This is a genomic window from Sporosarcina sp. FSL W7-1283 (assembly GCF_038003105.1).
Taxonomy (GTDB): Bacteria; Bacillota; Bacilli; order Bacillales_A; family Planococcaceae; genus Sporosarcina; species Sporosarcina newyorkensis.
Window position 1 is genome coordinate 880,189 of record NZ_JBBOOL010000001.1, and the last position, 22,977, is coordinate 903,165.

The 22,977-nt window shown below is 41.2% G+C and carries 19 protein-coding genes; 13 read left to right on the top strand and 6 right to left on the bottom strand.

Annotated elements, in window-relative coordinates; all coding sequences use genetic code 11:
• Positions 1-140 precede the first annotated feature (140 nt).
• Both MKY93_RS04120 and MKY93_RS04125 read left to right on the top strand, forming a co-directional pair.
• Positions 141-2,669, top strand: a complete 2,529-nt coding sequence (locus MKY93_RS04120) for an S-layer homology domain-containing protein (RefSeq protein ID WP_340758350.1) — start codon at positions 141-143, stop codon at positions 2,667-2,669.
• Between the two features lie 151 nt (positions 2,670-2,820).
• On the top strand, positions 2,821-4,380 hold the full coding sequence (locus MKY93_RS04125; protein ID WP_340758351.1) for an FMN-binding glutamate synthase family protein: 1,560 nt from the start codon (positions 2,821-2,823) through the stop codon (positions 4,378-4,380).
• A gap of 39 nt (positions 4,381-4,419) precedes the next feature.
• On the opposite strand, the gene MKY93_RS04130 is transcribed toward MKY93_RS04125, so the two are convergent.
• Entirely contained in the window at positions 4,420-5,100 is a 681-nt protein-coding gene (locus MKY93_RS04130) for a C40 family peptidase (protein ID WP_340758352.1), read from the bottom strand.
• 206 nt (positions 5,101-5,306) lie between these two features.
• Entirely contained in the window at positions 5,307-5,891 is a 585-nt protein-coding gene (locus MKY93_RS04135; protein ID WP_078817207.1) for a general stress protein, read from the bottom strand.
• A 282-nt stretch (positions 5,892-6,173) separates the two neighbouring features.
• Between MKY93_RS04135 and MKY93_RS04140 the strand changes: the two genes are divergently transcribed.
• Positions 6,174-6,596 carry a hypothetical protein gene (locus MKY93_RS04140; RefSeq protein ID WP_340758353.1) on the top strand — a complete coding sequence of 141 codons (423 nt, stop codon included), beginning with the start codon at positions 6,174-6,176 and terminating at the stop codon, positions 6,594-6,596.
• Positions 6,597-6,757: 161 nt separating this feature from the next.
• On the opposite strand, the gene MKY93_RS04145 is transcribed toward MKY93_RS04140, so the two are convergent.
• Positions 6,758-8,146, bottom strand: a complete 1,389-nt coding sequence (locus tag MKY93_RS04145) for a purine-cytosine permease family protein (RefSeq protein WP_340758354.1) — start codon at positions 8,144-8,146, stop codon at positions 6,758-6,760.
• Between the two features lie 51 nt (positions 8,147-8,197).
• Positions 8,198-9,322 carry a class II histone deacetylase gene (locus MKY93_RS04150; protein WP_340758355.1) on the bottom strand — a complete coding sequence of 375 codons (1,125 nt, stop codon included), beginning with the start codon at positions 9,320-9,322 and terminating at the stop codon, positions 8,198-8,200.
• A 372-nt stretch (positions 9,323-9,694) separates the two neighbouring features.
• Between MKY93_RS04150 and MKY93_RS04155 the strand changes: the two genes are divergently transcribed.
• From MKY93_RS04155 to MKY93_RS04165, 3 genes are all read left to right on the top strand, one after another.
• Positions 9,695-10,279 (top strand): TetR family transcriptional regulator, encoded by a 585-nt coding sequence (locus MKY93_RS04155; RefSeq protein WP_340758356.1) that lies wholly within the window; start codon positions 9,695-9,697, stop codon positions 10,277-10,279.
• 81 nt (positions 10,280-10,360) lie between these two features.
• Entirely contained in the window at positions 10,361-10,747 is a 387-nt protein-coding gene (locus MKY93_RS04160; RefSeq protein WP_009765921.1) for a DMT family transporter, read from the top strand.
• Entirely contained in the window at positions 10,710-11,024 is a 315-nt protein-coding gene (locus tag MKY93_RS04165) for a DMT family transporter (protein WP_009765920.1), read from the top strand. The genes MKY93_RS04160 and MKY93_RS04165 overlap by 38 nt, the downstream gene beginning before the upstream one ends.
• A gap of 46 nt (positions 11,025-11,070) precedes the next feature.
• Here MKY93_RS04165 and MKY93_RS04170 read toward each other — a convergent pair whose 3' ends face one another.
• Together MKY93_RS04170 and MKY93_RS04175 are read right to left on the bottom strand one after the other, a co-directional pair.
• Positions 11,071-12,225: a polysaccharide deacetylase family protein gene (locus tag MKY93_RS04170; RefSeq protein ID WP_340758357.1), complete on the bottom strand. Its 1,155-nt coding sequence runs from the start codon at positions 12,223-12,225 to the stop codon at positions 11,071-11,073.
• 210 nt (positions 12,226-12,435) lie between these two features.
• Positions 12,436-12,621, bottom strand: a complete 186-nt coding sequence (locus MKY93_RS04175) for a sporulation histidine kinase inhibitor Sda (protein WP_445683477.1) — start codon at positions 12,619-12,621, stop codon at positions 12,436-12,438.
• A gap of 521 nt (positions 12,622-13,142) precedes the next feature.
• Here MKY93_RS04175 and ilvD point away from each other — a divergent pair.
• The 7 genes from ilvD to leuC all read left to right on the top strand — a co-directional run bounded on the left by ilvD (position 13,143) and on the right by leuC (position 22,964).
• On the top strand, positions 13,143-14,810 hold the full coding sequence (gene ilvD / locus MKY93_RS04180) for a dihydroxy-acid dehydratase (protein ID WP_340758359.1): 1,668 nt from the start codon (positions 13,143-13,145) through the stop codon (positions 14,808-14,810).
• Between the two features lie 554 nt (positions 14,811-15,364).
• On the top strand, positions 15,365-17,116 hold the full coding sequence (gene ilvB / locus MKY93_RS04185) for a biosynthetic-type acetolactate synthase large subunit (protein ID WP_340758360.1): 1,752 nt from the start codon (positions 15,365-15,367) through the stop codon (positions 17,114-17,116).
• Positions 17,113-17,631, top strand: coding sequence for an acetolactate synthase small subunit (ilvN, locus tag MKY93_RS04190; protein ID WP_009765916.1), 519 nt, complete (start codon positions 17,113-17,115; stop codon positions 17,629-17,631). The genes ilvB and ilvN overlap by 4 nt, the downstream gene beginning before the upstream one ends.
• A gap of 27 nt (positions 17,632-17,658) precedes the next feature.
• Positions 17,659-18,693 (top strand): ketol-acid reductoisomerase, encoded by a 1,035-nt coding sequence (gene ilvC / locus MKY93_RS04195; RefSeq protein ID WP_078817214.1) that lies wholly within the window; start codon positions 17,659-17,661, stop codon positions 18,691-18,693.
• Positions 18,680-20,221 carry a 2-isopropylmalate synthase gene (locus tag MKY93_RS04200; RefSeq protein WP_078817215.1) on the top strand — a complete coding sequence of 514 codons (1,542 nt, stop codon included), beginning with the start codon at positions 18,680-18,682 and terminating at the stop codon, positions 20,219-20,221. Before ilvC ends, MKY93_RS04200 begins: the two co-directional genes overlap by 14 nt.
• A 67-nt stretch (positions 20,222-20,288) precedes the next feature.
• Complete coding sequence (gene leuB / locus MKY93_RS04205) at positions 20,289-21,389, top strand: 3-isopropylmalate dehydrogenase (RefSeq protein WP_009765913.1); 1,101 nt, start codon at positions 20,289-20,291, stop codon at positions 21,387-21,389.
• Between the two features lie 162 nt (positions 21,390-21,551).
• The gene (gene leuC / locus MKY93_RS04210; protein ID WP_009765912.1) at positions 21,552-22,964 is read left to right on the top strand and encodes a 3-isopropylmalate dehydratase large subunit; all 1,413 of its coding nucleotides are present in this window, start codon (positions 21,552-21,554) and stop codon (positions 22,962-22,964) included.
• Positions 22,965-22,977 lie beyond the last annotated feature (13 nt).

Genomic DNA, 22,977 nt, shown 5'->3' on the forward strand with positions numbered 1-22,977 from the left:
AAATTGAATGATTACGGAATAATAAATAGGGTATAAGAACAAAAGAACGTTTTTATACTACTCAACGTTTTCTACAAGCTCTTTGGAAACCTAGTAGTTTCCAAGCAGTATTAGAAGAATTAAAAGGAGGAAATTTTTCCATGAAGGTTCAATCAAAAAAATACAGCAAATACATTACAGGCGTAGCATCAGCAGCATTAGTTGCATCAGCGGTGGCACCAGTTGTCAGTGCGGCAGATTTCAATGACGTACTGGAAAACAACTCTCACAAGCCGGCAATTGACGCTCTGTCAAACGCAGGTGTTATTTCTGGATATCCTGACGGTTCTTTTAAACCAAATAAAACGTTAACTCGTTCTGACGTAGTGAAATTGATGGGTAAATGGCTCGTCTCTATGGGATATGAAATTCCTAAAGACTATAAAACAAACCCTCGTTTCAAAGACTTAACGTCTAAGTCTAACGATGAACTCTTACAATCAGCAGCTATTGTTAAAGATAATAATGTCTTCAAAGGATACGAAGACGGCACATTAAAGGCAACTGGCAATATCACACGCGAAAATATGGCGATCGTCCTCGTACGTGCATATGATGCAGTGAATAAAACAGATCTATTAACTTTTGTTAAAGAAGAAAAGTTTGATAAAGATGTTGTAGATTTGGCTAAAGCTAAAGCTGAAGCACGTCCTTACATTGACGTACTCGACTACTTCGATATCACGAACCCAGCTGCACCAAACTTCAGACCAAAAGAAACTACAACACGTGCACAATTCGCTTCTTTCTTATATAAAACTAGTGAAGTAGAGAAGCCAGGTGAAGAAACACCTGAGGCACCGGAAGTAGCTGAAGTGACTGCAGTAGAAGCAATCAGCGACAAAGAATTGGAATTGAAAGGGACAAACCTACACCTTCTAAAAGCTGAACAGCTTAAAGTAGAAGGTAATGAACTAGCTTCATTCAATGCCAATCAAGATGGAACTCAAGCAACAATTGAATTGAAAGACGAATTGACTTCTGGAAAAGAGATGACACTTACTGTCACAACTAAAACAGAAGGACAGCCTGATCAAGAGAAAACTTTCAAATTCACTTATGAGTTGAAGGTTGGTAAAGTGGTTGCGACTACTACTCAGGTGAATGAGACTGGCGAGCAATTCCTTGAATTCAATGTAGATGGTAAACTAGCAGACTTAAAGAAATTGAACGAAGCAGGTTATACAGTTGAGTTTCAAGCTACGAAAAATAATGTACTAAAGAATGCGAAGACCGGTGAATTGAATGCAGATCAACTAAATGCGAATGATACTTTCTCTTATAAAGTAGTAGTATCAAAAGACGGAAAAACGGTTGAATCGGACTTGGTAGATGTAAAAGTATTGAACTACGGTTCTTATGTTTCTACTATTGATGAAGTAACTGTTACGCAAGGTGGTACGACAGTAGAAAGCGGTAAAGTATCTCTTGATGAAGATGAAGGTAAAGTTACTGTAAAAGCGACTAAAGCGACAACAGTAAATGGCACTTCTGTAAGTAATCCTAATGCAACTTACACATCATCGAATCCTAGTGTTGCTACAGTCAACTCAAGCACTGGCGCTGTGGAACTTGTTAGCCCTGGTGAAGTCAATATTGTGGTGAAAGCAGATGGAGCTACTAAGAATGTTCCATTGACAGTGGTATCAGGTAAACGTGCAGCTGCTGAAGTAGTTGCTTCACCAACTTCAGCAAAAGTATTGAAAGACAAAACTTCAGATATCGGGTTGACAGTTAAAGATCAATACGGTGAGTTGTATACAGGTGCATTAACTGTTACTTCTAAGGACGAAACAATTGCTACAGCTACTATTGATACAGTAACTAAAGGTAAGTCAGCTGTTCACATTAACGGAGTGAAGACAGGAACAACAGAAATCCAAATCAAAGCAGGCGATAAAGTCCTTTCAACAATTGCAGTTAACGTTTCTGACAATTCACAAGTAGCTACTAGAAAATTAGAAACTAAATCGGCTTCTGACGATCTACAATTAGATGTGATGAAAGGTTCCGAAGACAAGACTGTAGAGTTGGTTTGGAAACAATATAATGAGCAAGGTTTCTACCTTGGAAATGATCTTATCCCAGTTGCGAATTATACTGTAACTTCATCTAATGAAGACGTAGCAAAAGTCAGCAAAGATGCTAATGGTGTAATTACAGTTGAAGGATTAAAAGCAGGAAATACAACGATTACGATTAAAGAAGGCAGTGTAACACGAGCGACAGCTGAAATTAAAGTAGTAAATACTACCCCTTCTATCGCTTCAGTGAATTTTGAGAAAACAGAACCGGTTACTAAAGTTGGAAACTTTAGTAGTGCTGTAGTGAAAGAAGAGGGTATTAAGCTAACTTCTTCTGAATACAAAGCTAAAATTGCTGCAGATGGTACGATTTATATTGACTTAGACAAAGTGGATGGTTACTCAGCGACTGAGGATGTTAAATTAGGAACTATTGCAACAAGCTACTCAGGTAATGCGACAGCACTTGGTTTGAAAGTAGTTAACGGAAACATTACAGGTACTGCAACAGCAAGCGACAATGGTACGATTGTTGTTAAAGTTAACCGTACAGATGAAACTGCTCCAGTTGGAACTAGTAATATTGAGGTAAGTGTACCAAAATAATAACGAAATTAATCATGTACATGAATAACTAACAACACCCAAGCTCTATTCCTTGAAGACGTTCAAGGAATAGAGCTTTTTACGTTTACTAAGCTACGTACCAAGGGTACAGATAGAATAGAAAGTTTAAAAGATTGAGAGGAGTGGGAGGATGCTTTGGTTTGAAGGAATCTATTTTACGACATCGTTGATTGTGCTTTTATTGCTAGCTGTACCAATTACAATTGCAATATTCCTGTATTTCTTTGATCGACGTCAAAAACAGCACGCGATTTTACGTAATTATCCTGTACTTGGCAGAGTACGTTATATGTTTGAGAAGGCGGGACCGGAAGTGCGACAGTACTTATTCAATGACGATAACAGCGGCAAGCCGTTTAGCCGAGAAGAGTATTTACATATGGTCATGCCGGGAAAGTATTTGAATAGTGTCATCGGTTTTGGTTCGAAACGGGATTTTCAAGAGCCGGGTCATTACATTCGAAACGCCATGTTCACGAAGCAAAATGATGAGATGCGTGTAGATAATGATAACTTGATGAAGACGATGCGCTATGAGGTAGATCAAGATAACTTATTTTCACGTAAAGAACATCGAGAGGAAATTACCACACTTCCTTGGCTGCTTCCTGAAGAAGATGCGATTGTTTTAGGTCCCAACTGTGAGCAGCCATTTGTCGTACGCAGTTTGCTCGGGCAGTCAGGAATGAGCTATGGAGCTTTAGGAGACCATGCGATCACTGCGTTGTCAAAGGGGATTGGCATGGCGCAGGGTGCGTGGATGAACACTGGGGAAGGCGGTGTCTCGGATCACCATCTAGCTGGCGGTGCAGATATCATTGCACAGATCGGCTCAGGTTTATTCGGTTTCCGAACTGAAGAAGGAGACTTTGATTTGGAAAAGGTGAAAGAAAAGGCTAAAGTACCTCAAATTAAAGCATTCGAAATCAAGTTGGCGCAAGGTGCAAAAATGCGTGGCGGTCATGTAGAAGGTGAAAAGGTGACCGAAGAAATTGCGGCCATACGAAATGTCGTTCCTTTTACTTCTATTAATAGCCCGAATCGCTTCAATCAGTTCAATGACTATCCTACATTGTTCACATTCATTGAAGATATTCGTACTGCTGGCGGCAAGCCGGTCGGCATGAAAATCGTCATTGGAGGGAAGGAAGACGCTGAAGAACTTGCGGAACAGCTGGCAGAAACTGGTATGGGGCCCGATTTCATTTCATTGGATGGGGCAGAGGGTGGTTCTGGTGCAACCTATCAAGACTTAGCGGATAGTGTTGGGCTGCCGTTACGTTCTGCGCTTGTTTTATTGGATGATGCATTGCGGAAGTACGAGGTGCGAGATCGGGTGAAAATCATTGCTTCTGGAAAGGTCATTACACCGGACAAAGCGGCCATCGCGTTGGCATTAGGTGCGGATCTTGTGCAAATTGCCCGGGGATTCATGATTTCCGTAGGCTGTATTATGGCGGAACGTTGCCATACAAATACATGCCCAGCGGGGGTAGCGACGACGGATAAACATTTGCAGAGAGCGCTCGTTGTGGAAGAGAAAAAGTTTCGTGTCACCAATTATATCTTGACGATGAGGGAAGGATTGTTTCGCGTAGCTGCTGCGGCGGGTCTGGACTCTCCAACGAAGTTCGAACGTCATCATGTCATTTATAAGGATGAACGGGGAAGGATCCATTCTGTAGAGTAAAAAAGACTCGATGAATATTCATCGAGTCTTTTTTTAGGTTTATATTCTTCTGAAGCTATTGAATTTAGATTTCCAGTACGGGTTGCTTAAGCTGACAACCTCTGATTTTTTTCCACCAGCATGAACGAACTTGTTATTACCGACATAGATTCCAACATGGGAAATGCCTTTTCGATATGTATTGTGGAAGAATACGAGATCACCTGGTTTAGGTGAGTTGATTTTAGCGGACTGCGTGTACTGTCCTGTTGTTGTTCTGGAAACAGACTTACCATTTTTCTTGAATGCATATTGGATAAATCCGCTGCAATCAAATCCTTTTGTTGTCGTACCGCCGAAGCGATATGGAATACCTCTCAAATTCATTGCAGTTTTGACAACTCCCGCACTGCTTTTGGCAGGCGTGGATGCTGCAACCGACTTAGCAGAAGACTTTGCCAAAAGTGAGCTAAGTACATAACCCTTTTTACCATTGATTTTTACTTTGTACCATAGTTCAGAACCTGAATTCTTTTGATGGGTCAGTTGTACTCGTGTACCTTTTTTTAATGTGAAGACAATTCTATGTTTAGTGCCCGCATCAGCACGGACATTTATATTATGTTTCGTTATGTATGTACCACTTTTCGCTGTTGCCTTACTTGCCGCATCAGCACTTCCTCCTGCAAACCCCGCGACCATTACTGCTGCCATCAATAGTGAACACAAAAACTTCTTCATCATGACTCTCCTTCGAAATAATGTATGTCTCTCTAGCTGCAAGTTACATCTTACATGACTTGTAGAAACGAAACATTACGTTCTTGTTAAGAAGAGGTTACAGTCTTGTAATCATATTAATAGATTGTAATAAAGCAAGCCAGCCGCCCCAAAATCGGAACGGCTGTTATCAAACTATTTTATTGTCCTTCTCTTGGTACCGGATCTCAATCTTCCTCATTTAATAGGGGCTCGTCTTGAATATCTGCAGCCAAAACTTCTGGAGGTACAGGATTTTTCAATGGTTCATAGCCGCCGTATGAGGGCTCATTTACTTCCAACTGCCTTGCCTTTTTGGCATGTTGATCTCTCAATAATGGATCTGCTTCATTTTCGGTATCCGAAACTTGTTTTGAAGTAGCAGGAGCTAGATTGTCCGTATAAAAAGGCTCGTCTTTTGAATACACACTGAATGCCCAACCTTCGTCCACATACAGCAGTATACCGCCATGCTGCACTTCTTCATAATAGCGATCGATTTCAATTTCATTCATACCGACACCATCCATCATGCGCTTCACATGATTTTCTCCGGTAAGGAACCCGATAAACCGATCTGTCCAAGTACCATAAGCTGCATGTACATCGGCTGCAGTCCGGTTTCTAAGCATGGAGACATCGTTTTCATTCTTGGCGATTACGTAAATATTGTCGGCAAGATAGCCCGTCAGCTTTAGTTCCTCTATCTTGTCGAGAAGGTCAGAGTCGTTATAATATACACCGATAAATGTCTTGTTGTTTGGTTCAACCATTATTCTTCCTCCTCTAACTTTTAAGTTTATTTGGTATAGATACAATACCCTCAGGAATAATATAAAAACCTTGAAGGGAATCAATTTTAATTCTGTTTATAGAACTAGCACAATCTGGAAAGTTATATGCAATGGAGTGTACATTATAATGTTCGTTACTAACCTCGAATATAGTTACCTTACTAGTTCTATATATTGTCATAAATTATCAAAACCTTTGTCAGCGTTTTACAATTATGTTAGGATACAATCTAGAGTCTAGAAAAGAAAGGGTCGGTTACAATGAAGAAAAGACATTTAATGGCGCCGCTTGGTTTATCTCTTCTATTATTAGGAGCTTGCAGCGGGGACGCTGAAGAAGATAAGAAAGCGGATCAGGAGCAAACCGAACCAGCTGATAAAGAAACACCAGGTGTTGTAGATAAATCCGATACTACGACCTCAGACGATGAACTGAAAGAGGAACTCGCTAAAGAAGAAGGTGTATCGCAAGTAAGCTTAATCATTACAGAAGATGCGGGTGGTTATGTATTACTTGATTTCGAAGTATCTGAGGATATGAAAAAAGAGCAGGCTGAAGAACTCGCCAAGAAATTCTTTACACGCATTGAAAAAGAATATCCAGATCACAGTATAGATATCCAAGCAAGAAAGAGCGGGGAAACCTTCGCTCAAGAAACAAAGGAAGCAAAAGCAGAAAAATAACTATCTAAATAATTGCATATTGTATTATTGGCATTCGCTTAAATAGACATAAAAAACATTGCAGAGGAAAAGTCTCCGCAATGTGGTAAAATTATATTATGCGTTCTGGTCAGGAACGTTACAGTGAGTCATCATTCGATATCTATCCGAATGATGACTTTTTAATCTACCGTACTCGCTACACGGATATCAGCCGCCTTTTTAGAAGAAACCCGTTCACCTATTTTCATTGCAATCATATAGAATACGAATGCAATAACAATTCCAACAATCCATGCGATATCCATCCCACCCATTGCTTTTGACAGAGCGCCTTGGTATATCTCTGTATTAATAAAGGGGACTTGACAAAGTATTGTAAATAAGTAGATACCCATCGTTTTATAATTTAGTTTTCCGAATATGCCATCCTTTTTCATAAAATCCTCGTGGTGAAATCTTCTTTTTAATACATAGAAATCTGTCAAGTTGATAACGCTCCATGGGATAATAAAAAATAACACAAAACCCAAGTAGATTTGAAAGTTTGACATGAAGTTACCAGCACCTGCAGTTGCGGCGAAGCCAATGACAATACCAATTAACACAGAGATAATGATACGTAATCTTCCTGAAGTTCTAAAAGACCAAAAATTACTCGCGATCGATAGCACGATAATGCCCGCGCCATAAATATTTAATGAATTGATGATAAGGACACCTAGAGAGAGCAAGATGACAATAGAATATCCTAACACACCGCCCATGTTTTTAATTTCACCCATTATATTTCCGTTTACTACCATTGTAGCAATAGCTGCGCCAATCAGCATAAGCCAAGCAGAACTCATGAAGCTGCCGCTCGCCGTGTATAAAAAGGTTTTGCGTGCATCTTTTGCTTTCATAAATCGAGAATGATCGGATACATAAGGACCGTACGTAATTTGCCATGTCACACAGATGGAAGTCGCTAAAATGAATGCAGTCCAGGTGAATGTTCCTTGTCTTAACAAATCCATCGACAATTGACTTATGACCAAGCCTGAAAGCACAACGAAAACCAACGTGTAACCGACTGTGTAGAATTTCATTGATTTTTGAATAATATTTTGTCCGTAGATCGCCAAAAGAACCATAGGGATTAAGCCAAGAATTACTGTGATATTGATGTTAAGTCCGATTGTCTCTTGTATGCCTTGTGCGACTAAGATCGTATTCATGGCACCATAACCGAAATACATTGTCAAAATGATTAGCATCGGTAAAATAACGCCGAAATAACCGAATTGAGCACGACTTTGCAGCACTTGCGGGATACCTAACTTCGGTCCTTGAGCTGAATGTAAGCCCATAATAACCGCACCGATGGCATGACCGAGAAGAATTGCTAGTGCCGCCCACCAGAAGTTTAATCCAATGATGATTGCTAACGCTCCGGTCACAAGGGTAGTAGATACTGTACTTGCCGCAAACCAAGTGAAAAATAGTTCTTTAGGATTCCCTTTCCGATCAACTTCCGGTATAAATTCAAAACCGACTTGCTCAATAGCCTTTGATTTTTCTTTACCCATTGAAATGCCTCCTTTAAGCTAAGCGAATAGGGGGAAGGGCAATCACCCCTCCTATTTACTAACAAATTGACTCAGTGAACTCCAAAATTCCTGTTGAACTTCAATTACTTCATCGATAGCTTCTTTTTGATTGGGATACAATTTATCTGGATAACCTTGTGAACCGGAAGCGTATGGGTCCGTTACGTCAGTTTCTATACCACTCAAACGTTCAATAATTTTTAGTGTACAAAAGGGAACATACGCATTACTGTACCCCCCTTCATGGCAGAAGACGATTTTTCCATCGCAATACGTGTCGGCGATTCTTAACATACAATCTGTTAATTGACCGAAGCCTTCAGCTGTCATCATCATGCGGCCGAGGGGATCAAACATGCCTGGATCTTGACCAGCTGAAATAATAACTAATTCAGGCTTGAACTCAGCTGCGATAGGTTCCACGATTGACTTGAACGCGTGAACATAGCCTGCGTCTCCGGTACCTGGAGGTAATGGAATATTTACGTTGTATCCGCGTCCAGCTTCAGCTCCAACATCTTCTTTAAAGCCTGTATTATTCGGAAAGCTTAAGTGCTGATGGATTGAAAAAAATAAAACATTTGGATCCTCATAAAAGGCTTGTTCAGTGCCATTGCCATGATGAACATCCCAGTCGAGTACAAGTACTCGTTTTAAGCCGTATTTCTTGCGTGCATATTGAGCCGCAATTGCTACGTTATTAAAAATACAAAAGCCAATGCCTTTTTCTCGTTCTGCGTGATGACCAGGGGGGCGAGTCATTGCGTAAACATTATTAACTTCACCTTCCATAACAGCATCTACTGCACGTAAAGCTCCTCCGGTAGATAGCAGTGCAATTTCATAGGAACCCCTGCCTACAATCGCATGGTCTCCCGCGTCGCCACCCGTCGTATCACTTAATTTCTTTACTCTTTCTACATATTCAGGTGCATGAAAATATTCTATTTCTTCTTTCGTAGCGGAACGCGGTTCAATTTGTTCAAGCTTTTTCATCAATCCGCATCGTGCAAGTAGATTGTTGACCCGTCTTTTTGTTTCAGGGTGCTCCACGAACACATCAGTCTGCATATATCCTCCTGAAGGTAAGTAAAGAGTCCCGCTGCCGTTATCGTGCCAGAAATAGCTTTCGTCAAAAATATATCCAGTGCCCATCTGAATCCCTCCAAAATTTATTTTAGAATAAATAGTAAGAGATGAATGAATATCAGTCATTAGATTACAAAAATATAAGTGAGTAAGCGTTTTCAATTGTATGTCAAAATAACTGTTATCTTATGCTAGAATAGATGGAGTAACATAAAAGAAAAAATTATGTTGAAATACAAAATGTGACGTAATCGTGACTTTTCAATCTCTTGATTCCTCACATTAAATGAATATCAATCATTTGTCAATGATAAATTTTAGATAATTCAAAACATATGAATGAGTGTCACCATGGTGTGGAGATACATGAACAAGTTGTAAGGAGAGAATATTTACTATATACTATCTGAAATCTATTTATAGAAAGAAGGACGTTCATTGGGGAAAAAAACAGCGATAATTCATTCAGCTATAGAGGTATTTCAAGAGCAGGGAATCGAGAAAACGAAGATCTCGGATATTGTTAAACGTGCTGGAATTGCACAAGGAACTTTCTATTTATACTTTCCATCCAAACTGTCATTGATGCCTGCAATCGCAGAAGAGATGGTGGCGAAGACAATGGATATTGTGCAACGTACAGTTGATGATCTAGCAACTTATTCAAAGCAATTCGAACAGATGGTAGATGCGATATATGAAGTGAACAGGGAGTATTACGAAATAATGGCTGTAATTTACTCAGGACTTGCCTCCACAGAGCATATTAGGGAATGGGAATCGATATATGCTCCATTTTATGAATGGATCAGTGAGAAGCTTGAAGCGGCAAGGGAAGAAGGAGCTATTCGTCAGTCAATAAAGCCGGAGCGAACTGCAAAAGTCATCATAGGTCTGATCGAATCGACGGCAGAACAAGTATTCTTGTATGCTCATCGTGACGAAAGTGAGGCGGATCGCCAAAAAGAAGAGGTATTGGATTTTCTGTCACACGCATTACAATTCAAGACTGTGAAAAGTTAACATGGCACGTTGTTAACTTTTATGATAAAATGAATGACAGTCAGTCAAATAAATGAGACATAGAAATACGGAGGGAATAGTATGAGTAAGGCTTGGATGTATGTAGCGTTAACTAGCTTCTTTGAGTTAGTTTGGATATTTGGTTTTAACACAGCAAGTCAGTGGTGGCACTGGATTTTCATTGTCGGTTTTATATTTATTGATTTTCATTTCTTGACGAAGGCATGTGAAGGTTTGCCGACGGGAACGGTATACGCAGTATTTGCAGGTATCGGAACGGTCGGGACATCTCTGATGGACGTGCTTTTCTTCGGTGAACATATTAGTTTAGGAAAAATATTTTTTATATTCATCTTGGTTCTTGGAGTGGCAGGTTTAAAAATAGCGGATGGAATTGATGAGAAGAAAGCATTGAAAGAGGTGGAGAAGCATGGGATGGACGCTGGTGTTCTTGGCCGCTCTGAGTGAGTTTGTCGGAGTAATCGGATTGAAGAAATTTAGTGAAAACAGAAGCTGGGCTACTGGTTTAATGTATTATGGGGGTTTTGGGACGGCATTCTTCTTCCTCTATAACTCCTTTAAATATTTGCAAGTGAGCACGGCATACGCTGTCTGGATCGGCGTAGGTACAGCAGGGGCTGTTCTGATTAATATGATTTTTTTTGGCGAATCAAAAAGTGTCGGAAGAGTTGCGAGTTTATGTTTGATCGTATTTGGAGTAGTTGGATTAAAGGCTTTATCTTAAAAAGAAGGAACAGTCGACGGTTTAGATCGACTGCCCCTTCTTTTTTTTATTGACCGAGCAACCTTCGCTCGAAATCCGAAATAGACATTCCAGAATGAACACGCTGGCGTTTTAGATGAAATGGTGAGTCCCCTTGGAAGACGTTTCCTTCGGTGATCGTATAAGCACTTTTCATGCCCGCCACTTTACTCGCTCGTATAGCCTCTGTGTTACGAAGACCATATGGATAGGCAAGCGCGGAAACTGGAGGTTGCTCAGGAAGGATGCTTCCTATTTTTTGATTGGCCATGGTAAGATCTGTATAGATTGCCGATCTTGGCGTATATTCCAAGAGTGCTAGTCCAGTCATCGAATTAAAACCATGCAAGTCATATGTGTGGTTTTGGTAGGAAATCACATCCTGAGTTGACCGAATTTGTTCTTCTGTTAAATAACCGGGACGTTCTATACGGCTCGCTATCAAGAATGCCGTCGCTTTGAAACGATGGGATTTTAAAATAGGGTATGCTAAATCGGCAGTTGAGGAATAGCCGTCGTCAAATGTAATAAGGACTGATTTTTCTGGAAGCTTAATTTTCTTTTGAAGCCAAAGTGTTAAATCATCAGTGGAAATCGTATGCCAATTGTTTTTCTTTAAATAGGCCATCTGAGATTTGAATTTATCCACTTCCAAAATAGAAACATTTGTACCTTCTTTTTTCTTGACTAAATCATGATACATAAGTACAGGTATACCTTTTTGAACTTCTACGTCTTTCCTGTAGATATACCCCGTCTTGCCGCCGAACACGATAGGATAGTAATCACCACGCAGACGTTGCGTGTAAATTACTTGCTTTGGTTGGATATGGCCAAGCTCAGTTGATTTAATGTTTCGATTCGAATAGATTTTCACATGCTTTTTTGTAAGCAGTCGAACAGGGTTTGCGCTTTTCAATTGATCTGCATCTTGATGAATCATTTTTGCTTTCTGCTTGGAAAATTTGACTTCCAAGTCACCGATCTTTGTATAGTGAAAACGTTGATCGGACTTGGTTATAGTATGTATTGTTCCTTTAGAAAACACTGCGATTTTTTCGGTGTCTTTAAAAACAGGTGTAGTAGCTGCGATCTTTATAACAGATGTGGTAGCTGCTTCAGTGGTAGGTGTGGAAATAAACAAGCTGCATAATAAAACAGCCACCAACAATAACTTCTTCATTCTTCTTTCTAACCCCTATCTATAATGTCCTTTTCTAATAGTATGTTGTACTCTGGGGTAAAGCAAGATGCATATACGAAAAATCATGCAGTTTTTGTGAAGAATCTGGTAAGGGTCTTGTGTACAGTATATAGAAGAACAATTTCATACTCGAAAAAAGGACATACCCGAAAAATGCTAGGGCATGTCCTTTTTAATTGAATCCAAAGGCTAGCGAGAGAGATGCGTAGATTCTAAGGAGCGCTTCTCTATTTCTCTTTCTAACAATCGTATGAACTCAGGGCTTAGTTTTAGTCGTTGAGCTTGTTGATAAGAATAGAGCAGCATTTGATCGGACAATTGAAACATAATTGAACCGCCTCCCTTTCGGATGAATATCAAGCATCCAACCTGCATAGACTTTTTAGGATGTTATACAATACTTTAACAGTAAAGCAACAAAAGAACAACCGTTCGTTTTATCAACAAGAGCAGTGGATAAGCTGTGCGTACCCTGTGCATAGTTGTTCAAAACATAAAAGAGACGCGGTGGATTATGTGTGTAAAGTTATAAACAAAAATAAGTTGTCGTAAATTGTCGAAACATTCTTAACGATTTATTACCATTTTAAAGTGTTAGTGTGGATGGATCTAATAGTTGGGTTGCAACAAAGTTTAAAAAAAACATAATTTTTTTTTAGATTTTTTCAATATGCAATATATCGCTCCGTGCCGCGTATGTAAGCGTATTCAACTATTTTTGATTAGTCGCAATTGATTAAAAACTTTAAAAATACAGTTGACCTTTCATTGTTTACAAGATATGATAGCAACAATCTAGTTCATAGCTGTGAAACTTTTCACTGGCTGTTCAGAATATTCAACTGAATTCAATTGTTTGGAAATTGGTTCGTTCGATTAGTTTAGGAGAGATCGCAATGAGAAGTGACATGATTAAAAAAGGAATCGATCGTGCACCACATCGTAGCTTACTTTATGCAGCAGGTGTAAAAACGAAAGATATGAACAAACCATTTATTGGAGTATGTAATTCGTATATTGATATTATACCAGGACATATGCATTTGAATAAATTTGCAGAAGTCGTAAAAGAAGCAATTTGGGAAGCGGGCGGCGTACCGTTCGAATTCAATACAATTGGTGTAGATGATGGTATCGCGATGGGACATATTGGAATGCGTTATTCATTACCAAGTCGTGAACTGATCGCGGATGCGGCAGAGACTGTCATAAATGCACACTGGTTTGATGGAGTCTTCTATATACCGAACTGTGATAAGATCACACCTGGTATGTTGATGGCAGCAGTTCGTACGAATGTACCTTCCGTATTTGTTTCAGGAGGACCAATGGAAGCTGGCGTATCGGCAACAGGCGAACCCCTTTCATTAACATCCGTATTTGAAGGTGTCGGCGCTTATAAAAGCGGTCAGATGTCGGCAGAAACATTAAAGGATATTGAAGAAAATGCTTGTCCTTCATGTGGGTCTTGCTCGGGAATGTTTACTGCGAACTCCATGAACTCCTTAATGGAAATGCTCGGTATGGCCTTGCCAGGAAATGCGACAATTCTCGCAACTTCCGATGAGCGTCATACGTTGATCAAGCAGGCAGCAAAGCACTTGATGAACTGTATTGAAAAAGATATTAAACCACGCGATATTATTACTAAAGAAACGATCGATGATGCATTCGCGCTCGATATGGCGATGGGTGGTTCGACAAATACTGTCCTTCATACATTGGCAATCGCTCACGAAGCAGAGATCGACTACAATATTGAAGATGTAAATGAAGTTGCAAAACGAGTACCATATTTGTCCAAGATCATGCCGGCATCCGATTATTCTATGCATGACATACATCTAGCCGGTGGTGTAAGCGCAATTGTCAATGAATTGTGTAAAATTGACGGGGCCATCCATAAAGATCGAATAACCATTACAGGTAAAACAATTGCAGAAGATGTCGCTGGACATGAGATCACGAATACAGACGTCATTCGAACAAAAGATAACCCATATAGTTCAGTCGGTGGTCTTTCAATCTTATTTGGCAATATTGCACCTGAGGGCTCTGTAATTAAAGTAGGAGCCGTAGATCCTTCCATTAAAGATTTTAGAGGAGAAGCGATTGTCTTTGAATCTCAGGAAGAAGCGCAGGAAAATATCGATAATGGCACAGTGCAAGCAGGCCATGTAGTCGTCATTCGATATGAAGGGCCTAAAGGCGGTCCAGGAATGCCAGAAATGTTGGCTCCTACTTCCGCAATTATGGGGAGAGGGCTCGGGAAAGAAGTAGCTCTTATCACAGATGGACGTTTCTCTGGAGCATCCAGAGGTATTTCCATCGGACACATTTCACCTGAAGCTGCAGAGGGTGGACCAATTGCTCTTGTTGAGAATGGCGATATTATTGAAATCGATCTGATCAACCGAACAATCGAGCTTGAAGTTTCGGATGAAGTGTTGGCGGAACGTCGACACGCTTTAAAACCATTTGAACCAAAAATTAAAAAAGGATATCTAGGTAGATATTCTAAGTTGGTTACTTCAGCAAGTACAGGTGGAGTAATGAAAATATAATAAATCAATTACGCCTCGGCGTAAGTGCGTCCAGATTTTGAATTGTGTTTAGGCCAGCGTGACGCAGGTCAGTTAACCTTTGCCTGCGTACCTCTTTTGTTCAGCGGGTGTTTGAATACCCACTGAACAGGATAAAGATTACATTCATCTCATCACCTATATAGGTGAGAGTCTTCAGTTGAATAAAGATAAAACGTTGATGAGGTAAAAGTAAGTAGAAACTTGTATTCACAGAGAGCCGGTCATGCTGGAAGCCGGCAATACAACTATTTACGACATCCCCTCGGAGTGGACTGTTAAAAGGTATGCCGATTAGGCAGTCCCGGGCTCGGCAATTGGGCTCGTTAACAATGAAAAAGTCAGGTTTCGACTTGCTTTTTCTTAAGGTGACTCAGGTCACGAACTAGGGTGGTACCATGAAAGCTTTTTCATCCCTATGTGAAGAAATTCGGTTTCTTTGCGTGGGATGAAAAGGCTTTTTTTTAGGAGAAAATGCTGAATATTATGCCATTGAGTATCATCATATAGAAGAAAATTGTAAGGAGGAGTTCATTATGAGTGCTAAAGTAAAAGAAGAACAAACTGCTGTAGCAACAAAACCTAGGGAACAATCCAATAAAAAACCTGCTGATGGCTCTGCTATCTTGATCCAATTATTAAAAGAACAAAATGTTGAGATGGTCTTTGGATATCCCGGAGGGGCAGTTCTCCCAATCTATGATGCTTTGTATAATGACCCCATTCCACATGTCTTGGCACGACATGAACAAGGAGCAATTCACGCTGCAGAAGGTTATGCGCGAGTTTCTCGAAAAACTGGAGTCGTTATTGCAACATCAGGACCAGGTGCGACGAACCTAGTAACAGGTATTACGGATGCCATGATGGATTCTTTGCCACTGGTAGTCATCACAGGCCAGGTTGCAAGCACGGTGATTGGAACCGACGCTTTCCAGGAAGCAGATATTATCGGAATTACACAGCCGATTACAAAGCATAACTATCAAGTTCAAGACGTAGCAGATCTTCCGCGTATTATTCGTGAAGCATTTCATATTGCATCTACGGGAAGACCGGGACCAGTTGTTGTGGATATACCGAAGAATGTTGCTACAGACATTTTTGTACCGGTGGAGAAGGACAATAAAGAAGTGAATTTGCCAGGATATCAGCCGACTAAGCATCCTAATTATCTGCAAATTCAAAAAGCGGCACAAGCACTTTCTACCGCAAAGAAACCTATGATTCTTGCGGGAGCAGGCATACTCCATGCAGGCGGGTCAGAAGAACTGAAAGAACTGGTGGAAAAGCATAGAATCCCAGTTACAAACACATTATTGGGATTGGGCTCTATCCATGGTGATCATGAATTATTCTTTGGAATGGCAGGAATGCACGGTACGGCAACAGCAAACTATGCATTAAGCGAATGTGATGTACTGTTGAATATCGGTGCCCGCTTCGATGACCGCCTGACGGGTAATTTGAATTCATTTTTACCGAATGCCCGTGTCATACACGTGGATATTGATCCCGCGGAAATCGGAAAAAATGTTCCAACTGAAATTCCGATTGTGTCGGATGCGAAGGAAGCTTTACTTGCGTTGATAAATGCGGATTTCAAATCACCGGACACAGACGGATGGGTTGAATATCTGAAAAATATGTCGAACGAATATCCACTTTGGTATAAGGAAGATGAAAATGATCTATTGCCGCAGCAAGCGCTTGAAATCATTCATCGCATAACAAAAGGGGATGCAATCGTTACGACAGATGTAGGTCAACATCAAATGTGGGCGGCTCAATATTATCGCTTGAATAACCCGGATAATTGGGTCACTTCAGGCGGGCTAGGGACTATGGGATTCGGCTTCCCGGCAGCAATTGGCGCTCAGCTTGCTAAACCTGAAGCGCGAGTCATCTCAATTGTGGGAGATGCAGGCTTTCAGATGACAGCTCAAGAATTATCGTTGCTTCAAGAACTTCGAATTCCGGTTAAAGTCATTATCTTAAATAACGGTGCACTCGGGATGGTTCGTCAGTGGCAAGAAACTTTTTATGAAGAACGTTATTCCCAGTCGCTAATTCCGGTACAACCAGACTTTATTAAATTAGCTGAAGCATACGATCTGAAAGGATACCGGATTCAGACGCTGGAAGAAGCAGAAAAAGTATTTGAAGAAGCTCTATTGTCTGATGAACCAGTTGTGATCGACTGTCGGGTAAAACAATTGGAAAATGTCTATCCGATGGTTGCACCAGGCAAAGGCTTACAGGAAATGATTGGGGTGAGTCCTAAATGAAACGAATCATTACAGTAACAGTCATCAACCAAAGCGGTGTATTAAACCGAGTGACAGGACTTCTCATGAAGCGGCAATTCAATATTGAAAGTATCACTGTCGGTCCTACTGAACAGCCGAACAGATCCAAAATGACGTTTCAAGTTCATGTAGAAGATGAAAACAAAATCGAACAACTTGTAAAACAACTGCAAAAGCAGATTGATGTTATTACAGTTAAAGATATAACAGACAAAGCGATCGTGCTGCGTGAGCTGGCTTTAGTAAAGGTGATCTCGCCACCGCAGATCCGTTCTGAAATGAATAGTATTGTAGAACCTTTCCGGGCGACAATTGTCGATTCAGGAAAGAATGTAGTAACTTACCAAGTAACGGGTGATCCAGATAAAATCGAGGCTTTTATCGATTTGCTGAAACCATATGGCATCAAAGAATTAACCAGAACTGGCGCAACGGCGTTTGCCCGTGATATGCAAAAAGTTCAAGCACCACAGTTGTCAATCTTAAAACAATAATTCAAACACACTTAGGAGGAAATTAAAATGACAAAAATGTACTATAACCAGGATATCAATGAAGGACTTTTACAAGGTAAAAAAATTGCAATTATCGGATACGGTTCACAAGGTCACGCACACGCTCGTAACTTGAAAGACTCTGGCTTCGATGTAGTAGTGGGAGTTCGTGCTGGTAAATCATTTGATCAAGCAAAGGCAGACGGGCTTGAAGCATTATCTGTTAAAGAAGCTTCAGAAAAAGCAGATATCATCATGATCTTGCTTCCAGACGAAAGACAAAAGCAAGTATACGAGGCAGAAATCGAGCCGGCTCTTACTAAAGGGAAATCACTAGTATTCGCTCATGGTTTCAACGTACACTTTGGCGAAATTAAACCACCTGCAGACGTAGATGTATTCTTAGTAGCTCCAAAAGGACCTGGACATCTTGTACGCAGAACATTTGAAGCGGGCGGCGGTGTTCCAGCACTATTCGCGGTATACCAAGACGTATCGGGCCAAGCGAAAGACGTTGCACTTGCATATGCAAAAGGTATTGGATCTGCACGCGGTGGTGTATTGGAAACAACATTCGAAGAAGAAACAGTTACAGATCTTTTCGGAGAGCAAGCAGTACTTTGCGGTGGCTTGACTTCATTGGTAAAAGCTGGTTTCGAAACACTGGTGGAAGCTGGATACCAGCCTGAACTTGCATACTTTGAAACATTGCATGAAACGAAACTAATTGTCGATTTGATGTATGAGGGCGGTATGGCAGGCATGCGTTACTCGATTTCTGACACTGCAGAATGGGGAGATTTCGTTTCTGGACCACGTGTAGTCGATGCAGATACGAAAGCTCGTATGAAAGATATTCTTACAGACATCCAATCCGGTAAATTCGCTAAGGAATGGATCGAAGAAAATGAAAACGGTCGTCCGAAATTCAATGCAATTGAAAAAGCAGAAGCAGATCACCAAATTGAACAGGTTGGACAAAAGCTTCGTTCTATGATGCCTTTCATCAACGAAGGAGCTAAATCGAAAGAGGAAGAAGTGGTAGCGAGTGCGAAAAATTGATATTTTCGATACAACTCTTCGCGACGGTGAGCAATCTGCAGGTATAAATTTAAATACAGTAGAGAAATTAGAGATCGCTCGTCAGCTAGAAAAACTTGGGGTAGCAGTTATTGAAGCAGGGTTTCCTGCTTCTTCCCCAGGTGATTTCGAAGCCGTTCAGCGCATTGCCAATACTGTAAAAAACTCAACAGTAACAGGTCTTGCCAGAGCGATGAAGAACGATATTGATATATCATGGGAAGCATTACGCGGCGGAGAACAACCGCATATCCATGTATTCTTAGCAACATCACCTATCCATATGGAGTATAAGTTGAAAAAAACTCCGGATGAAGTAGTCAATATTGCAGTGGATGCAGTGAAGTATGCAAAACAGTATTTCCCTCTCGTTCAATGGTCAGCGGAAGATGCTTTCCGTTCAGAACCAGAATACCTCGTGCGAATCATTAATCAGGTCATTGCGGCAGGTGCTACAACGATTAACATTCCTGATACGGTCGGCTATGCCACTCCCCAAGAATACGGTGCTCTTTTCAAGTATTTGAAAGAGAATGTGACAGGAGTGGAAAAGGTAAAACTTTCCGCACATTGTCACGATGATCTTGGAATGGCAGTTGCCAACTCCATCGCGGCGGTTGAAAATGGAGCAGATCAAGTGGAGTGTACGATTAATGGGATTGGCGAGCGTGCAGGGAATGCTTCATTGGAAGAAATTGCGGTGGCTCTGCATATCCGTAAAGACTTCTACAATATGGATACAAGTATTAACTTGCAGGAAATTAAGCGTTCCAGTCAGCTTGTCAGTCGTTTGACAGGAGTGATGATTCAACCGAATAAAGCTGTTGTCGGTAAGAATGCATTCGCACATGAATCTGGAATACACCAGGATGGCATGCTGAAAAATCGCCAAACGTATGAGATCATTACGCCTGAATTAATTGGCGAAAGTGATATGCCGCTTGCCCTTGGAAAGCACTCTGGACGCCATGCATTTAAAGATCGCGCCGTTAGGATGGGCTTTGATTTAACAGAGAAACAATTAAATGAAGCATTTATCGATTTCAAGAAGCTGGCAGACCGCAAAAAAGAAATCACAGAAGATGATCTCTTTGTACTTTTCACTGGACAGCAATTGCAAGATACGGATACACCGATTTACGAATTGCATAACGTCCAAGTGCAGTATGGTACATCTAATATACCAACAGCAACAGTGACGGCTACTGTACCAAGTGGAGAAACTGTTACGGTGGCAACGACTGGTGCAGGTTCAGTTGAATCAATCTTTAATGCACTGGAACTGGTCATTAAAGGTGAAGTGTTAATTTTAGATTACCGCGTAACATCCATCGGCAAAGGCCGTGATGCATTAGGCGAAGCTGTAGTGAACTTAAGCTATAACGGCTTAGAACTAAAAGGACGCGACGTAGCACAGGATGTTCTTGAAGCATCTGCTAAAGCTTACTTAAACGCGATCAACCGCCAACTGGTACGTGAAAGATTGCGTAAACAAGAGGTAACTAACTGACTTTTTAAAAATAATGGATAGAGTATTCGATCGAGTGATACGAGATTGATCAAGGAGGAGAAGTTCTATGGAAAAGAGAGTAGCAGTATTGCCCGGCGACGGCATAGGACCAGAGGTAATGGCAGAGGCTGTTCGAGTGCTGGAAGTGGTTGGCAGACGCTTTAACCATACGTTCCATACTGAGTATGGATTGATTGGCGGAGCCGCTATTGATGAAAAAAATAATCCGCTTCCTAAAGAAACAATTGAATTATGTGAGTCAAGTGACGCCATTCTCCTCGGAGCTGTGGGTGGTCCGAAATGGGATCAAAATCCGTCTGAGTTACGGCCGGAAAAAGGATTGCTTGCGATCCGCAAACATTTTGATCTATTTGCGAACCTTCGTCCCGTTGCAGCTGTTCCTTCTTTAATCCATGCTTCTCCTTTAAAAGAAGAGATCGTCAAAGAAGTGGATATGCTGATTGTCCGGGAATTAACTGGGGGACTGTACTTTGGAAAACCGAGCCGGCATACAGATCAATCTGCAGTAGATACACTCGTGTATACACGTGAAGAAATCGAACGTATTGTCGACAAAGGTTTCGAGCTTGCCCGCTTACGTAAAGGCAAAGTAACTTCTGTGGACAAAGCGAATGTACTCGAGTCCAGTAAGCTCTGGAGAAAAATTGTGGAAGAGAAGAAAGTGGATTATCCTGATATTGAAGTGGAACATCAATTGGTAGACTCTGCGGCGATGAAATTGATCACGAACCCGTCAGTCTTTGATGTCATTATCACAGAGAATATGTTCGGAGATATTTTGAGTGATGAAGCCTCGGTCATAACAGGCTCACTTGGGTTATTACCTTCAGCAAGTGTTCGTTCAGACGGCTTAGGTTTATATGAACCAGTACACGGTTCAGCACCAGACGTAGCCGGTCAAGGTGTAGCCAATCCAGCGGCAGCCATTCTTTCCGTCGCGATGATGTTGAAATATTCATTCGGACTGGAAACAGAAGCTGCGGCAGTAGAGAAAGCAGTCAATACAGTTTTTGAAGAAGGACATTTTACAGCAGATTTAGCTGGTAAAGATCAACGTGCCTTATCTACGAAAGAATGGACAGATAAAATTGTAGACGAATTAGATCTTCAGTTCGTTTCTAACAGTATTATGTATTCTTACATCTAAGTATCAAAAGTGGAATGCACCGTATAGCCTCGACAGGCGTTGGAAGACCGGTAATAAAGGCGTTCTTTGCCTTTACTGTCATTCTGAAACGACCTGAGGGGCTGGTGCTTGGAACTAGATGTAACAAATTTTTAAGGGCATGGCTTGGAAGGAGAAACGATTATGGCAAAAACAATTATAGAAAAAATATGGGACCAGCATATTGTATACGAAGAAGAAGGGAAACCCGATTTGCTTTACATTGATCTTCACTTGCTGCATGAAGTAACTTCACCACAAGCATTTGAAGGCTTGCGCTTAGCAAATCGTAAAGTGCGCCGCCCGGATCTTTGCTTTGCGACGATGGATCATAATGTCCCGACAAAGAATTTACCGACTATAAATGATCCAATTGCAAAAAAACAAATTACGACTTTAGAGAAGAACTGTGAAGAGTTCGGCGTACAGTTAGCTCATATGGAACACCCAGACCAAGGGATCGTGCATATTATCGGACCAGAACTTGGATTGACGCAACCTGGAAAAACAATTGTCTGCGGTGATAGCCATACATCTACACATGGTGCGTTCGGAGCAATTGCTTTTGGCATCGGCACAAGTGAAGTAGAGCATGTATTGTCTACACAAACCTTGTGGCAAAATAAACCAAAGACGATGGAAATTCGTGTGACAGGTAAGCTGGGTTTTGGCGTTACCGCAAAAGATATCATTTTAGCGATCATTGCGAAGTTTGGAATCGATGTCGGAACAGGTCACATCGTGGAATATACAGGAGAAGCGATTCGGTCATTGTCTATGGAAGAGCGCATGACGATTTGTAATATGTCAATCGAAGCCGGGGCTAAAGCAGGCTTGATCGGCCCGGATGAAACTACGATTGAATACTTGCGTGGACGACGTTACGCTCCTCAAGGAGAAGAATTTGAAAAGGCGGCAGAGCGCTGGATCGCATTGAATACGGATGAAGGTGCACAGTTTGATCAAGTGTTGGAAATCAATGCGGATGAAATTGAACCATTTGTGACATGGGGGACCAACCCGTCGATGGGTTCCGGAATTTCGGCAAGTATTCCATCCGCTGCAGACTATAAAACAGAAACGGAAAAGTCCGCTCTTCGTTCTGCTCTCGAATATATGGGACTGGAAGAAGGTATGCCGTTAACGTCGATCGATATCCAGCATGTATTCATCGGTTCGTGTACGAATGCTCGTCTAAGTGATTTACAGGCAGCTGCAGATGTCATTGAAGGTAAACATGTTCATCCTTCTGTGACCGCGATTGTCGTGCCTGGGTCGCGAACAGTCAAAAAACAAGCTGAAGATATTGGATTGTCTCAAATCTTTATTGATGCAGGGTTTGAATGGAGAGAATCTGGTTGCAGCATGTGTTTAGCAATGAATGACGATATTGTACCAGCTGGTGAACGATGTGCATCTACATCGAATCGTAACTTTGAAGGCCGCCAAGGCGCAGGCGCTCGTACACATCTAGTCAGCCCATCGATGGCTGCAGCCGCTGCAGTTGCTGGACACTTTGTAGACGTTCGGGACGTAAAAGCCGCTGTGCATAATTGAGGAGGGGATTCAG

Bases quoted from the DNA above. Each gene is read 5' to 3' on its own strand.
- MKY93_RS04120 (WP_340758350.1), top strand. From the start codon at position 141: ATGAAGGTTCAATCAAAAAAATACAGCAAATACATTACAGGCGTAGCA.
- MKY93_RS04125 (WP_340758351.1), top strand. From the start codon at position 2,821: ATGCTTTGGTTTGAAGGAATCTATTTTACGACATCGTTGATTGTGCTT.
- MKY93_RS04130 (WP_340758352.1), bottom strand. From the start codon at position 5,100: ATGAAGAAGTTTTTGTGTTCACTATTGATGGCAGCAGTAATGGTCGCG.
- MKY93_RS04135 (WP_078817207.1), bottom strand. From the start codon at position 5,891: ATGGTTGAACCAAACAACAAGACATTTATCGGTGTATATTATAACGAC.
- MKY93_RS04140 (WP_340758353.1), top strand. From the start codon at position 6,174: ATGAAGAAAAGACATTTAATGGCGCCGCTTGGTTTATCTCTTCTATTA.
- MKY93_RS04145 (WP_340758354.1), bottom strand. From the start codon at position 8,146: ATGGGTAAAGAAAAATCAAAGGCTATTGAGCAAGTCGGTTTTGAATTT.
- MKY93_RS04150 (WP_340758355.1), bottom strand. From the start codon at position 9,322: ATGGGCACTGGATATATTTTTGACGAAAGCTATTTCTGGCACGATAAC.
- MKY93_RS04160 (WP_009765921.1), top strand. From the start codon at position 10,361: ATGAGTAAGGCTTGGATGTATGTAGCGTTAACTAGCTTCTTTGAGTTA.
- MKY93_RS04165 (WP_009765920.1), top strand. From the start codon at position 10,710: ATGGGATGGACGCTGGTGTTCTTGGCCGCTCTGAGTGAGTTTGTCGGA.
- MKY93_RS04170 (WP_340758357.1), bottom strand. From the start codon at position 12,225: ATGAAGAAGTTATTGTTGGTGGCTGTTTTATTATGCAGCTTGTTTATT.
- MKY93_RS04175 (WP_445683477.1), bottom strand. From the start codon at position 12,621: ATGCAGGTTGGATGCTTGATATTCATCCGAAAGGGAGGCGGTTCAATT.
- ilvD (WP_340758359.1), top strand. From the start codon at position 13,143: ATGAGAAGTGACATGATTAAAAAAGGAATCGATCGTGCACCACATCGT.
- ilvB (WP_340758360.1), top strand. From the start codon at position 15,365: ATGAGTGCTAAAGTAAAAGAAGAACAAACTGCTGTAGCAACAAAACCT.
- ilvN (WP_009765916.1), top strand. From the start codon at position 17,113: ATGAAACGAATCATTACAGTAACAGTCATCAACCAAAGCGGTGTATTA.
- ilvC (WP_078817214.1), top strand. From the start codon at position 17,659: ATGACAAAAATGTACTATAACCAGGATATCAATGAAGGACTTTTACAA.
- leuB (WP_009765913.1), top strand. From the start codon at position 20,289: ATGGAAAAGAGAGTAGCAGTATTGCCCGGCGACGGCATAGGACCAGAG.
- leuC (WP_009765912.1), top strand. From the start codon at position 21,552: ATGGCAAAAACAATTATAGAAAAAATATGGGACCAGCATATTGTATAC.